General features: G+C 50.7%; 11 protein-coding genes. 2 read left to right on the forward strand and 9 right to left on the reverse strand.

Translation table 11 applies throughout. The features are described from left to right. Window positions 1-8: 8 nt before the first annotated feature. The 9 genes from HW447_RS09385 to HW447_RS09425 form a co-directional block, all read right to left on the reverse strand. The gene (locus HW447_RS09385; RefSeq protein WP_176255040.1) at window positions 9-1,181 is read right to left on the reverse strand and encodes a glycoside hydrolase family 88 protein; all 1,173 of its coding nucleotides are present in this window, start codon (window positions 1,179-1,181) and stop codon (window positions 9-11) included. Between the two features lie 12 nt (window positions 1,182-1,193). Beyond that, complete coding sequence (locus HW447_RS09390) at window positions 1,194-2,900, reverse strand: DUF2264 domain-containing protein (RefSeq protein WP_176255041.1); 1,707 nt, start codon at window positions 2,898-2,900, stop codon at window positions 1,194-1,196. Window positions 2,901-3,328: 428 nt separating this feature from the next. Beyond that, on the reverse strand, window positions 3,329-3,676 hold the full coding sequence (locus tag HW447_RS09395) for a VOC family protein (RefSeq protein ID WP_176255042.1): 348 nt from the start codon (window positions 3,674-3,676) through the stop codon (window positions 3,329-3,331). 58 nt (window positions 3,677-3,734) lie between these two features. Beyond that, window positions 3,735-5,012, reverse strand: a complete 1,278-nt coding sequence (locus tag HW447_RS09400; RefSeq protein WP_176255043.1) for an SLC13 family permease — start codon at window positions 5,010-5,012, stop codon at window positions 3,735-3,737. A 433-nt stretch (window positions 5,013-5,445) separates the two neighbouring features. Continuing rightward, entirely contained in the window at window positions 5,446-6,516 is a 1,071-nt protein-coding gene (gene pdxA / locus HW447_RS09405) for a 4-hydroxythreonine-4-phosphate dehydrogenase PdxA (protein ID WP_176255044.1), read from the reverse strand. An 18-nt stretch (window positions 6,517-6,534) separates the two neighbouring features. Continuing rightward, on the reverse strand, window positions 6,535-7,443 hold the full coding sequence (dapA, locus tag HW447_RS09410) for a 4-hydroxy-tetrahydrodipicolinate synthase (protein WP_176255045.1): 909 nt from the start codon (window positions 7,441-7,443) through the stop codon (window positions 6,535-6,537). 105 nt (window positions 7,444-7,548) lie between these two features. After that, window positions 7,549-8,709: an iron-containing alcohol dehydrogenase gene (locus HW447_RS09415; protein ID WP_176255046.1), complete on the reverse strand. Its 1,161-nt coding sequence runs from the start codon at window positions 8,707-8,709 to the stop codon at window positions 7,549-7,551. A gap of 64 nt (window positions 8,710-8,773) precedes the next feature. Then, window positions 8,774-9,934, reverse strand: coding sequence for a sialidase family protein (locus tag HW447_RS09420; protein WP_176255047.1), 1,161 nt, complete (start codon window positions 9,932-9,934; stop codon window positions 8,774-8,776). Between the two features lie 48 nt (window positions 9,935-9,982). Further along, the gene (locus HW447_RS09425; protein ID WP_176255048.1) at window positions 9,983-11,236 is read right to left on the reverse strand and encodes a four-carbon acid sugar kinase family protein; all 1,254 of its coding nucleotides are present in this window, start codon (window positions 11,234-11,236) and stop codon (window positions 9,983-9,985) included. A 242-nt stretch (window positions 11,237-11,478) separates the two neighbouring features. Between HW447_RS09425 and HW447_RS09430 the strand changes: the two genes are divergently transcribed. Together HW447_RS09430 and HW447_RS09435 are read left to right on the forward strand one after the other, a co-directional pair. Then, entirely contained in the window at window positions 11,479-13,278 is a 1,800-nt protein-coding gene (locus tag HW447_RS09430; protein WP_176255049.1) for a sigma-54-dependent transcriptional regulator, read from the forward strand. A gap of 78 nt (window positions 13,279-13,356) precedes the next feature. Next, a complete protein-coding gene (locus tag HW447_RS09435) occupies window positions 13,357-13,770 on the forward strand; it encodes an EamA family transporter (RefSeq protein WP_176255050.1) in 414 nt (137 codons plus the stop codon). The last annotated feature ends 100 nt before the right edge of the window (window positions 13,771-13,870 follow it).

Consider the following 13,870-nt stretch of genomic DNA (forward strand, 5'->3'; position numbering starts at 1 on the left):
ACTCCCCTTTACCAATACGGATTCCATTCTCTGCTCAGGCGCACCAGACCCTCTGCATAATAATAATCTCCCAAAAGATTGCATTCGTCAATCCCATGATCAATACAGTCATTATACGGCGTCTTGCGCCCATATACGCCATGAAGAAGCTGACCGTCTGATTCTTCCGGTCCTCTGACTGCACACTGGTCGCACAGCGCTTTCATAAGACGCTTTGCCGCTCCCACATAAAAATCCGCCTTTTCCTTTGGAAGGAAACGGGTCATTTCCAGCATACCGCAGGCGGCAACCGCTGAAGCCGATGAATCTCTCGGTTCGCTGCTTCCGTCCGTAAATACAAAGTCCCAATAAGGAATCAGGTTTTCAGGCAAATGCTCTATGAAATAATCCGCCACATATTCAAACAGCACTTCATAAGCTGGATCCCTGGTATAGCGGTAGCTCAGAGCAATACCATAAATTCCCCACGCCTGGCCTCTGGCCCATGCAGAATCTGCGGAATATCCCTGATGCGTCACGCCGCGCAGCGGCGCTCCTGTTTCCGGATCAAAGTAGAAGGTGTGATATGCTGAATAATCAGGGCGGATAAGCACCTTCAGCGCTGTCCGCACATGGGCCTGGGCTTTTTCCCTGTACTTATCGTCTCCTGTTTCTGCGCTGGCCCAGTATAACAGAGGCAGGTTCAGCAGGCAGTCAATAATCAGACGATAATTGCCCGGATCATCCAGGCTGCCCCATGCCTGAAGAAACTGGCCTTTCTCATGAAACCGCTCTAACAGCATATCTGCTGCCAGAAGCGCTGTTTCCCTGGCATTTTTATCCCCTGTCAGCTTATAGGCAGCCACGCAGGACGGAGAATACAAAAAACCCAGATCATGGGTATCCGTCTCAATCCTTCTTTCTGCGCGTTCCCGAAAGCTTACCGTATGGGCCATGGCAGCATCCCGAAAGCAGGGATCGCCCGTACACTCGTAGGCCAGCCATAATTCTCCCGTCCAGAATCCATTGGTCCACTGATTATTCTCTGCTTTCGTATAAAACTGGTTGGTGCTGAAAATATGTTTAAAATCCGTTCCGAAACGTTCCAGGGCAAACCGTGTCTGCCCCCATGCCCGCTCCAGCGCTTCATACAGCTGTTTTTCTCCCAGTTCCGGGTATTTCAAAAATTCTTCTCGTTTCATTATCTTTCCTCCTTATATTTCCACAAATGTCTCCAGAGTTGTGATACCGGCCTCAATCCTGCCCCATACCGCCGGAATGCAGGTATTGGGATACAGTAAATTTGTATTAGGCTCTGCCTGGATGAAATACGGCTCCATTCCGCCGCACTGAGCTGTCACCCGGCATCGCTGCAGATGATTGCGCACCTCTGCAAAGCTTTCTCCATTTCCACTTTCTGTCTGATATCCGTCCTCATACATCGCCACGGCAAATCCACAGTCAAAAACAGCTGCACTTTTATCAGAAATAATCTTATGCCTGCGGATATGGCCCTCCGGAACCGGCCATATCTCTGTGCGAACGGAAATTCCCCTCACAGGGCTCCATTCGGACCATATATGATCCGTCTCCACACCATAACGGATGCTTCTTCTTCTGACATACACCTGCTGTTCTCCTTCCAGAACAAAGGCCAGCATACTGTCCGGCGCCGCTTCCACAAGATTCTCACAGGAATGAGCCACTGAGAACGCAAATTTTGTGGAATAAACAAACTTTCCGTATTTCTCCACAAAATGTCCCAGTACATTTTTGTTGTACACAGCAGGCACATAGGCAAATGCGCCCTGTTCTCCCTGCTGAATCAGCATTTCCGCATATAAGAGCCGGCTTAGCCGTTTCTGCCGTGGAAACGGCTTTTCCTGCGCGCTCCAATACGGATGATGATCCGAAAGAGCCAGAATGAGAAATATCTTCATAGACCAGTAGGGGCTTCCCGGACTGTTATACCGTTCTGCCATGGTCAGGTTTCCGTAGGCATAGCCAACATTCAAAATCCCATCTCTCTCAAAGATATTCTTTGACAGCCAATAGCGGATATTCCTGTTTACGATTCCCTTGATCTCTCCCACATCGCAGTTTCCTGCTCCTGAAAGCAGGGACGCCGGCCAAAAAGCGGCCTGGGCCATCCGGTAGGTCAGTGACCTGCCATATGGCAGGGCCGCTCCTTCCCAGTCAAACCAGAGAATAAATTCCCGTTGAAATTCTGCCGCCCGTTTCTTCAGTCTCCGACAGCGATCCGAATCCTCTGCCTGGGCAAAAGCAGCATAAATCTGGCTGTAATACTCCATGGCAAACGGACAGTAATAATCTTTCTGATCCGAAACGCCGTCCACATACCAGCCATCGCCCAGATAACAGGCATCCATATAGGCAAGGTCTGATTCCAGCCGTTCCTGACTATATGGCATTCCCCTGTTTTTCAGCGCCAGATTGACCAGTATTCTGAAATAATACCAGTTGCACTTTGGCAGTTCATGGTCATTGATCTGGGAAATCCATGTGCATATCCTGTCCTTTTCCTCCGCAGAAAACGGATCCCATAAAATTTCCGGAGCCATCAGGATTCCCGCTGCGATAGGGGCCATCTCTACAAAACGCTGATCATAATCCCCGCACTGTCCCCAATATTCCGGATGCTGCGGATCTGTCCCTGACGCAATTCCCTGATGATAGATCTGTTCCCATCCTTCACTTCTTCCGCCGCCTGCCCAAAACGGTACCAGCCCCCAAAGCGGCCGGGCAAAGGTTTCCATTTCAATGATATTTCCTGAATAGCCTGCTCCCGTCCCCGACAGCCTTATCCTCGCTTTTCCTTCACTGAACCACTTTCGCAGCGGTTCCAGCATTTCCAGCAGCAATTCCTGGTAGTCTTTTTTGTCATATAATATCTGATTCATACGCTTTTCCTTATCCTGTCATACTGCACTGCCTGCAACGTCAAAAATCTCTCTCCTCCCGCTCGTTTTTGTTGGTTCTGACGTCTCAAATTCATACTGCAGAATTCACAGCGCGCCTCGTTCTTTACAGACCGATTATAAGCATTTAAAGCCTGGTTTTACAATCAGCATTTTTTTCAGATATGCAGATTTTCCCTGGTAATTGCTTGGTTTTCCCTGACAGATCCATCTTTTCCGTTAAAACAGGGTTTCCAGTTATAATGACCCTGTTGTACACAGCAAAAAAAGCAAACCAAGTATGCCGCATCATATTTTCTGCACGGTTAAAAATCCCACCCATTATGTGCAAATTTTAAAAATACCCCAATAGCAGACACTGCTCCAGTATCCTGCTATCGGGGTATTATTACTATTTTCTGTATTCTCTTTTATTTCTGCATAATGTGAATGGCAAATCCGCCGTATTCACCGGCCAGATACACATTTTTCAGTGTGCCGCCCTCGTTGTAGGCTGCTGTATCCATATTGAAAGAAAAACCTTTCTCCTTTAGTTCCTCCGCTGCCGCAGTCAAATCCGGCGTGCGCATGGCAATGTGGCCGTTAGCACCTAAGAACGGGGCCTTCATACATTCAAAGTAGGGGCCGGCAAATTCTGATTTATTGCCATGTCGGGGTTCTAAGCCAAACATCATGCATAAAAGCTCTGCCAGTTTTGCGGCCTCCTCTGCATTGGGGGTGTTGATGCCGATGTGCTCTAACTCAAATTTACAGTTCATATACATACCTCTCTTTCGCTTTATATATATCCGCTCTTTGACCTTTGCAGCTCAGACACTACATTGGGAACATGATCAGCGCTCCCGCCGTCAGGGCCAGCAGCCGGATAAAATACTGCGGAATGGTAAATTTCCAGAATTCCCTGATGTTATAATTTCCTACGCCCATAATCATGGCAGGCATACCATCTATTGGAAGAAAATGTCCGCACCACCCTGAAACAACAATGGCACAGGCAGCAGCTGTCGGATCCAGCCCCAGGTTTGTACAGGTTGCAATAGCAAGGGGTGCAAATACATACACTGTTCCAATGGTAGAGCCGGTCATGGTTGCAAGTACGCTTGTCAGGATACAGAACGTAAAAATCATAATAAACGGATTGATATGTCCGCCTAACATACCGGCTACGGCAGAGCCTACCAGGTCAGTAAGACCAGTGCTTCCCAAAGCATCTGCCACACCGATGACTCCCGCCGACATCAGTATAATGGGAGCGCTGATAGAATCGCGGATCTCCTTAAAATCCATAACCCCAGTCACCAGGATCACCGCAACAGACAGTCCTGCAACGGCATAACCGGCATCTCCGATCTTGCTCTGAAGAATCATGCCGATTACGGCTGCCACAAAGGCTGCGTATGTAACCTGCTCTTTCCATTTCGGCAGAGAGGAAGACGCAGTCCCCTGAGTCATTGCCTCTTCTGTGGCGGCTGCTATGGGATGATCCGGAAGAATCTTATACTGGATCAGGCAGTTTAATAAGAATCCCAGAGACAAAAACAGGTTTACCATAGCGAATTTTGCAACAGGAACATTTGCAGTTACACCGGCGCTTCCCAGCACAGCCAGAACAATGCCGTACTGTAAAGCAGTATTAAAGGGAAGCAGCGGATGGTTTGCTGCAAATCCCGCTGTCATAATGATTTTGGATGGGGGAAGTTTTTTGCTGTATGGCATGGTAGAAAGAAGCCCGATCACCATAACGTAGTATGCAGTAGAGCCTGTGCCAAAGAGGCTGCAGCCTAACATTACAACCAGGATCATAAGCACATAGGCCTTCATTCCGCCCTTATTGGCCATATTGAACATGGTCTTTTTAAAGGCTGTAATAAAACTGGTTTTCTGAAGCGCAGCAATGATTGCCATGAATTCTGCCAGCATAATAATGGTAGCATTTGAAAATCCCGCAAAGGCTGATTTAATGTCAGCAATTCCGAAAATAACCAGCAAAAGGCAGGCAAGCAGAGGCGGCGCGCCAAAAGGCAGCTTATCTGTCATGATCAGAATGACCATGAACGCTGTAATTGCAAGCGCAATAATCATTTGAAGTGTCATTTCTTTATCCTCCTGTTTCATAGGTGTATTCCCAAAGTCAGCTCCCCAGGAAATCCATAAAACCGCTGTTCCCCGGTCCGCCAGAACATTTCGCAGTTTTGTTGTTTTGCACAATCACGTGCAATTCATCTTGATCAAAGTATACAGGATGACAGCAAATTACACAATAAGCAAGGCATTTTTGTGTGTTACATTTAGAAACAATTATAAAGTATTTATAAACTAATGATAAAATATGTCATTTTTTGAAACATATATGAGTAAACTTACAGCAATGCGTTTCAGCTTAAAACATTTAAAACGATACTGCTGCAATGACAGACTGGACAAGGATGAGGTTTATCCAATCTGGTTCTGGCGGGCTGCGCCAAACATAAACAGGCGGGGATTACTCCCCGCCCCTTGATGAATCGCAGACCGCTGCGCACCCTGTTTATTTTCTCCCTTTCGCCATGCAAACCGCATAATCGATGGCATTTACAAGACTGAGTTCGTTGCTTGTACCCTTTCCGGCCAATGCAAAGCCTGTGCCGTGGTCTACACTGGTACGGATAATGGGAAGTCCCAGCGTTACATTGACGCCTTCCACGGCCTTCCAGCTCTGCGCCTCTCTGTCATAGACAAAACCCACTGTCTTTAAGGGGATATGGCCCTGATCGTGGTACATACACACTACAATGTCATACCAGCCGCCAAGAGCCTCGGAGAACACACTGTCCGGCGGAATAGGGCCGATGGCATTGATGCCCTTTTCCTTTGCCTCTTTAATGGCAGGCCCGATCTCCTCTAATTCCTCAGTGCCGAACAGTCCGTTTTCCCCGCAGTGGGGATTTAAGCCCGCAACGGCAACCCTGGGATTTTCAATTCCCATATCGCGGCAGGCCTTATCCGCAATTTCAATTACCTCCAGCACTCTGGCCTTCTTTACCCGCTCACAGGCCTCACGCAGGGATACGTGGGTGGAAACGTGCACCACCCGCAGGTCATGGTGAGCCAGCATCATAGTGTATTTTTTTGTATTTGTATAGGCTGCGTAAATTTCCGTATGGCCGTCAAAATGAGTATAACCGTCAGAATGTTTCCCATGATCCTGCTCCAGAGCCATATTCATGGCCTCTTTGTTTAAGGCGTTAGTGCAGGTAGCGTCTACCTCACCAGCCAGCGCCAGTTCAATCACCTTTTTTACGCACTGGAACGCCGCATTTCCGCCTTCGGCACTTACCTTCCCAATGGAAAATGAAGCCGCGTCAGGAATCAGCTCCAGATGAAGTACATCAATGGTTCCCGGAGCAAACAATGCGTCCTCCACCTTCTGGCAGCGATGGATCCTGATATCAGGACGGCCGACAAAACGGGCTGCCTGTTCGATCATTTTTGCGTCGCCTACCACAATGGGGCGGCAGCGGTCATACAATTCCTCATGAGCCAGGGCCTTAACGGTAATCTCCGGCCCGTTTCCTGCGGGGTCGCCCATGGTGATCCCAACGATCGGCTTTTCATTCATAGTCCTGTTCCCCTTTCTTTAGCACATACCCTTTGCCGCATTTTCAGCCATAACCTTCTTGATTGCCTGGATTCCCTCTTCAGGCACCTGATTAAATGGCGCACGGCAGGGGCCTACCTCATAGCCTAAAAGGCGGGTAGCGGTCTTAACAATGGTGTTTGGATTGCCATACTTAAAGCAGGCTCTGAAGCTCTGGATGCTGGCGTTGGCCGCCTTTGCCTCCTCGATCTTCCCTTCCATAAACAGGTTGTAAATAGAAGCCATGGTATGAGGATATACATTGGCACAGCCTGCGATACCTCCGGTGCCGCCTGCAAGCAGGGTCCAGATGATCAGCTGGTCATTTCCTGACAGAGTGTAAAATTTTCCGTTTTCCTTCTTCTCCCCCGCATCGATATAGCCCAAGATATTGGTAAAGTTTCCACTGGAATCCTTAGCGCCCACAATGTTATCGATCTGAGCCAGACGGGCTACGGTAGCAGGAGCAAGGGCATTCCCGGTACGGGCGGGAATGTTATAGAGTACGATCGGCATATCTACCGCCTCTGCGATGGTCTTGTAGTGCACATACAGCTCCTCCTGGCTGGCTGCTGCAAAGCTTGGAGTGATGATGGAGAGCACATCTGCACCTGCGGCCTGAGCCATGCGGCTCTGCTCAATGGTCTCCTTTGTGGAAATGCAGCCGGTGCCTGCGTATACGGGTACACGGCCGTTGCACTGGTCAATTACCGTCTCTAATACCAGCTGTTTTTCCTTTGCGTTTAAAATGTATCCCTCGCCGTTTGTCCCGAAGGGAAATAAAGCGTGTACTCCGCCCTCGATCATGCGGTCTACCTGGCGGCGAAGTTCTTCTGTATTGATCGTCTCGTCCTCATACATAGGGGTGATAATCGGCGGGATAATACCTTTGAGTTCCAAGTTTTTCATGCGCTTTTCCTCCTGATTTCCGACTGCGCGTTCCCATCCTCCAAAAAGCTAAAGACGCACGCGGCCTTGTATAATTTTAATCGTTTTGGGTTTAAATCCTTTTATTTACAGCACCTCTTTATAAATGGCTCTGGCATCCTGAGGCTCTACCTTTCTGGGATTGTTTACCAGAAGCCGCTGTACCTGCATTCCGCTTTCAACCAGCTGCTCCAGATCCTCCTCCGATACACCAAATTCCTTTAAGCTTGTGGGAATATCTAGATGCTTTACGATCTCCTCCAGCCTTAAGATGATCCATGCGGACTTTTCCTCTGCCGTGCGGCAGGTCTTTTCCTCATGGCAGCAGCGGTCATAGGCCGCAGCCAGACGCTCCCTGCAGGCCGGTTCGTTAAAACGCATTACCGGTGCCAGAAGGATTGCGTTGGAAACACCGTGGGCGATATGGTATTTGCCTCCCAGAGGATAGCTTAACGCGTGTACGGCTGTGGTTCCGCTGGCTGTGATGGCAAGCCCGCCGTAGTAGGCAGCAATCTGCATCCGGTTCTTTTCTGTCATGGCATCCGGATCGTCGCAAGCCTTTTCTATGTTATTTAAAATCAGATCCAGGCCCTCCAGCGCGTACAGATCGCTGAACGGGTTAGCCTTGGCACTGGTAAAGCACTCGATACAGTGGGCCAGAGCATCTGCACCCGTAGCCGCCGCAATCTTCCTTGGCAGATTTTTAATCATCCGGGCGTCCAGAATCACATGATCCGGGATCATATTGGGATTGACGATACCTACCTTAAGTTCCTTCTCCGGCACGGCCACGATGGCGTTGGGAGTTACTTCCGCGCCGGTTCCTGCGGTGGTTGGGATCATAATGACGGGAACGCATTTTTTCGCCCGTCCCGGATCGTCCAGAAGCTCCTTTACGCCGTATTCATCGGTCACAAGAACACTTGCCAGCTTGGCGGCATCCATCACGCTTCCGCCTCCGCAGGCTACGATCATATCCGCTCCGCTTTCCTTAAAAGTATCTACCAGTTTCTGGACAGCCATATAACTTGGCTCTGCCGGCAGATCATCCAGCACATAGTAATCGGCTCCCGCCGCCTTTACCGCCTCTTCCGGCAGAGCAAACAGGCCGGCGGCTTTAATTCCCTTATCGGTAAACATGGCTACTTTCTTCGTTCCCTGAGCCTTTAGGATGTCTGTAATGTTATCCATTGCGTTGTCGCCGCCGTAAACGGCATGGGGCATTTTCAGATTGTATGTAGTAAGCATGATAAAAGCCTCCTTAAATTATAGTCTGTGCCCTCACAGCCTGTGAGGATACACCGTGGCTGCACTAGCGGGTCTGGGCCGCTGTGGGATTATAAAGCCCTATCTTCTCCCGCTTTTCACCCAGCACGTCTGTCTCTTTAAAACGGATATATTTGATTCCCTGGCGGGTTCTGGCGGCATAGGTCAAATGGAGCATACCGTCTTTTCCCTGCATCAGATACGGATATTCATACTGCCTGTTGTTTGTTTTATTTTCCTCTCCCACAAAGCCTTCGCCCCGCTCCATCCACCGGATGATCGGGAAGGTCAGTCCGCCGTCCTCAGACAGCGCCACAGCCACCGGGCAGCGAAGTCCAGGCCATGCGGCCTTTCCCGGCTTAGGATCCGGGGTGCAGGTAGGGTTATAGGCAATGGCAACACGGCCGCTCTGAAGCTTAACTGCACTGATGCTGGAGTTGTTGTTCGGCAGAGGCGTGGGCTGCGGAACGCTCCAGGTCTCGCCCCAGTCAAAGGACTCGCTGCGGTGGATGCGGTAGGCCTCACGATTTCTCATAAAAGCCGCCAGATGCCCCGGCTCCAGTTCTACCACATTGGCGTGTACATGGCCGTTGCTCTTTGGCATATGAACCATGCGCCAGGTCTTTCCCTCATCATCGGAGATCCGAAAAGCGGTTGGATCTCCGGAAAGCCCTTCCTCTGAATCGGTGCAGAGCCAGTTTGAGAAGATCCAGCGGCCATTTGAAAGTACCTGAATGGGCTGGCGGCAAAATGTGCCTTCCTCTGGAAATACAGTCTCGTAAGGCCCCCAGGTACGGCCTCCGTCGGTGCTCTTCTGGCAGCGTACCACCGCTGTATACTGCATATTGTCCTTGCCCGCCTGCCGATCCAGCTGAGCCGTGTACATAGCCCATACCGCATGGTCAGGGCCATAAAAAAGGGAGGGATTCTGCTCGCTGCGCTGCGGATCCCCGGAAATATTCACCGGTTCTGTCCAGGCCGTTTTGTCCTTTGGCAGAATGGAGCACACGATATGGATATCCGCGCTTCCCTCATATGTTCCCGCAAACCAGCAGCACAAAAGACTGCCGTCTGGAAGTTCCGCCATAGCGGGCGCATGGGCTGTGGGGTATCCTCCAGTGGGAAGCAGCGCCTCCAGAGTTCCCATTTCGTCATTTTCATAGATGGTTCCGTCCCAGGTCAATCCGGGAAGCTTGGGATAGGTCATAATCTCTTCTCCTTCTTATCTGTACAGATATTATTGCATCTGTCTATTTTAACTGTTTTTGATCCGTTCTGCCAGCTTTGTAAAAAGCTGCTCCTGGCCGAAACCGCCTGATTTTGTGATCACGTACCGGGGGCATCCCTCCCAGGCAAACCGCGCCAGCACGATCCCTTTTTCCAGCTCGCACACCGGCTCCAGTTCCCGGACACCGATGCAGTTCATGCACTGCAAAAGGGTATCTCCTCCAGTCAGAAGCAGGGTTCCAACACCAGGACCGGCGATGAGCGCTTTTACCATATGACCCAGGCTTCCGGCAATCCGTACCCGCATGGCCTCACGATCCAGGCCAAGCAGCCCTGCATAGGCAGCCGTAGGCTCATTGCCGCCCGGATCATTGGTCTCGATCATGGCATGGGGATGGTTTTCCACAAAGGCTTCTATCTGTTTTAACTCCTCTTTTCCTTCATCGCTCTCCCAGTATCCCTGCTCCAGTTTCTGGCGGGGCGTCAGCCGCATACGTGCAAAACCGGCATTCTCCGCCCGATCCAGCTGGGCCAGCGTGATGGTATTGACACTGCCGCAGATCACAAGGAGTCTGGGATCCAGTTTGGGGGCCGGTACGGTTTCCTTTTTTTTCATTCCAAGCAGCTGCGGCAAAACAGAGCCAAAGCCGGCACATCCCGCCATCACCGGCAATCCGGTCTGTGTCAGAAGCTGGCGGCCTGTAGTGATCAGCTCTTCCTCCCGCTCGGCGTCAAATATCAGAATCCCTTCTGCTAAAGGAATACGCTCCCCTTGGCGCAGTGCTGGAAAATGGCTGACCGGCAGGCTGCTCTGTTCTCTGACCAGCTCGGTCACTGCCGAGTGAGTTACCGGTTCAAACGGATCTTTGCCGAAGGGGCTCTCCGTCACGGGCACACCGTCTATATAATGGATACCGCCCCGCGTGATCCTTCCCATCTGCGGGAATGCCGGAAGAAAGGGAAGAAACGTCTGGCCGCTGGCTTTGAGAACACTCTCCAGCTCCGCGCCTACATTTCCTCTTAAGGCAGAATCCGTTTTCTTATAGATCCGCTCCACCCCTGCGGCTACCGCCCGCCCGGTCAGTCCTCCTACCACAGCTGCGGCCTCCTCCGGCGGCAGATGGCGGGTTTCCGTATCCACGACCAGCACATCGGCCTCACAGCCTGTAAGATCAGTTTTAGGATCTACCACCACGCGGGTTCGTATGCCGTTTACGGCAAACTGCACTCCCGTATCCAGGGCGCCGGTAAAATCGTCCGCTATCACCAATAATTGAAACATACGGCCTCCTCCTGAATCGTTACATATGCTTTAAGTAAGCACTCTTTATTTCTGCCATTATTATGCCTTATCTTACAGGCTTTCGCATCGAAAAAAACAAACAAATACGTTGCATTTTTAAACATTTTTCATTTTTAAGCAAAAACTACCCAGGTATCGTTTCATATATTAACATATATATGGTGCAATTTGTCCAATTCCGTGGTATAATAGTTTCAAAGAGAAACGGAGGTATTTTCATTATGGTAGAAACACGCACCAGCATCCTGGGCATTGCCCCCTACGAGGGGATGCAGACAGCCATTGAGCGGGCAGCTCAGGCTTATCCTGATATTCATCTGGATGTATATACGGGGGATTTAAAGGAAGGAGCCGCCATTGTAGAGCGGATGCCTCAGGGAGCCTATGACTGTATTATTTCGCGAGGAGGAACAGCAGAACTGATCCGCCAGGTCACAGATCTTCCAGTAGTGGAAATCCAGATCTCTGTCTACGATGTGCTTCGCGCCATGAAGCTGGCGGAAAATTATTCCAGACAGTATGCCATTGCCGGTTTCCCCGGCATCACGGAACCCGCCCATACCATCTGCGACCTTCTGGGCTATAAGCTGGACATCCTGACCGTTCACAGCGCGGAGGAAGTGCCTGAAATGTTAGCACAGCTAAAGGCAAATGGCTGCCATATGGTTGTCTGCGACATGGTGACTCACACCGTGGCTCGGCAAATGGGGCTGGATGCTTTTCTTATCACCTCCGGGGTGGAAAGCCTGCACACAGCCATTGACCAAGCTCTGCATATCAGTTCCTGGTTCGGACGGCTGAAGCGGGAAAATATGTTCCTGCGAGCCATTACCCAGGATCAGAATGGCCGGGTAGTGGTACTGGACACAGAGGGCGCCATTTTTTACAGCAGTCCTTCAGAACCGCCGGCGGAGCTTTTAGACGTTCTGCGGTCCCACCTTAAAGAGGTGCCGCCCAGCAGTTCTCTGCGTTTTTATCACACAGAGAGGGATCAGCTTTACTGCATCACCGCCCAGACGCTGCTGATCAATATGGCTCGCTACTGCCTCTTCTACTGTACCCCTTCCCGAATCCCCCTTCACACCCACTGGACCGGCCTCAGAACCATGAACCGGGGAGAATGTGAATACCTGCTGATGAACAGCTTCTACAGCATCAGCGGTGCAATGGGAACGCTGGGAGGTGAGATCCAGACCTTTGCCGGGGCCAGACAGCCTGTGATGATCAGCGGAGAGCCGGGTACGGGCAAGGAGCAGATCGCACGTTTCCTCTACCTGCACAGTTCATTTTCCAACAAGCCTTTTGTGCTGATAAACTGTGAGCGGATGAATGATAAGAGCTGGGATTTTCTTCTGGAGCATTATAACTCTCCGTTAAATACTACGGGCAATACCATTTACTTTCAAAATCTGGAGACTATGCCAGAGACACGCATCCCGGCTCTGCTGGCCGCGATCCAGGAAACCGGACTGGCCCGCCGGGTACGGCTTCTGTTCTCCTGCGCCTGCCGAGACAGCGAGCCCGTTCCAAATGTGATGCGCCTGTTCAGCGCAAGGCTGGGCTGCCTCTCCCTGAATCTGCCGCCTCTGCGCAGCCGTTCCGATGAGATCCCCTCTCTGGCCAGCCTCTATCTCAGCAGTCTGAATTTGGAACTTGGCAAGCAGATCTCCGGTTTTGAGCCGCGTGCCATTGAAATGCTGCGTCAGTACGAATGGCCCAATAACTATACGCAGTTTAAGCACATTTTGCAGACCCTGGCTTCCTTAACCTCTTCCGCCTATATACGCAGCAGTTCTGTGGCGGAACTGCTGTCCAAGGAGCGCACCCTGCGCCGCCCTCTTTTACAGTCCTCTGCTCCCGCGGCCGAAAACCGCACCCTGGATGAGATCATCCGCCAGGTGATCCAGGATGCGGTTACCTCCAATAAAGGGAACCGCGCAGCAGCGGCCAGGCAGCTTGGAATAAGCCGGACTACGCTCTGGAGGTATTTGAACAGGAGCGGAGAGGAAATGGATACATGAATCAAAGCGATTGACATTCCTAAAAAGCCGTTTTATGATACGTCTGCAAATCATCAGAGAATGGAGTGAACGATTAATATGTGGATTATTTTCGCACTGCTGTCTGCCCTCTTTGCGGCTCTTACTTCTATTTTGGCAAAGATCGGCATTGACGGTGTAAATTCAAACCTGGCCACGGCCATCCGTACGGTCGTGGTGGTATTGCTGGCCTGGGGAATGGTATTTCTCACCCATACCCAGAGCGGTCTCTTTTCCATCAGCAGAAAAAGCTGGATCTTCCTCATCCTTTCAGGTCTCGCCACCGGCGCCTCCTGGCTCTGCTACTACCGCGCCCTGCAGCTGGGAGACGCCTCAAAGGTAGTGCCCATTGATAAACTCAGCGTCGTGCTGACCCTGATTCTTGCATTTGTGTTTCTTCATGAGGAATTTACTTTAAAGTCCCTGATTGGCTGTGTTTTAATCGGGGCTGGAACATTGATTATGGTAGTGTAGCAGCCCCATCCGGCATTTGACACATCATCTGGGATAACTTCCTTTCCCAGTCATAAAACTCCCCAGCTTGTAATAGGATGGTAAAAACGTTCTCAAGGTG

The organism is Enterocloster alcoholdehydrogenati (genome assembly GCF_013282095.1).
Taxonomy (GTDB): domain Bacteria; phylum Bacillota; class Clostridia; order Lachnospirales; family Lachnospiraceae; genus Enterocloster; species Enterocloster alcoholdehydrogenati.

Coding starts and splice junctions, on each gene's coding strand:
- HW447_RS09415 (WP_176255046.1), bottom strand. CDS start 8,709: ATGCTTACTACATACAATCTGAAAATGCCCCATGCCGTTTACGGCGGC.
- HW447_RS09435 (WP_176255050.1), top strand. CDS start 13,357: ATGTGGATTATTTTCGCACTGCTGTCTGCCCTCTTTGCGGCTCTTACT.
- HW447_RS09425 (WP_176255048.1), bottom strand. CDS start 11,236: ATGTTTCAATTATTGGTGATAGCGGACGATTTTACCGGCGCCCTGGAT.
- HW447_RS09420 (WP_176255047.1), bottom strand. CDS start 9,934: ATGACCTATCCCAAGCTTCCCGGATTGACCTGGGACGGAACCATCTAT.
- pdxA (WP_176255044.1), bottom strand. CDS start 6,516: ATGAATGAAAAGCCGATCGTTGGGATCACCATGGGCGACCCCGCAGGA.
- HW447_RS09430 (WP_176255049.1), top strand. CDS start 11,479: ATGGTAGAAACACGCACCAGCATCCTGGGCATTGCCCCCTACGAGGGG.
- HW447_RS09400 (WP_176255043.1), bottom strand. CDS start 5,012: ATGACACTTCAAATGATTATTGCGCTTGCAATTACAGCGTTCATGGTC.
- HW447_RS09385 (WP_176255040.1), bottom strand. CDS start 1,181: ATGAAACGAGAAGAATTTTTGAAATACCCGGAACTGGGAGAAAAACAG.
- HW447_RS09395 (WP_176255042.1), bottom strand. CDS start 3,676: ATGAACTGTAAATTTGAGTTAGAGCACATCGGCATCAACACCCCCAAT.
- HW447_RS09390 (WP_176255041.1), bottom strand. CDS start 2,900: ATGAATCAGATATTATATGACAAAAAAGACTACCAGGAATTGCTGCTG.
- dapA (WP_176255045.1), bottom strand. CDS start 7,443: ATGAAAAACTTGGAACTCAAAGGTATTATCCCGCCGATTATCACCCCT.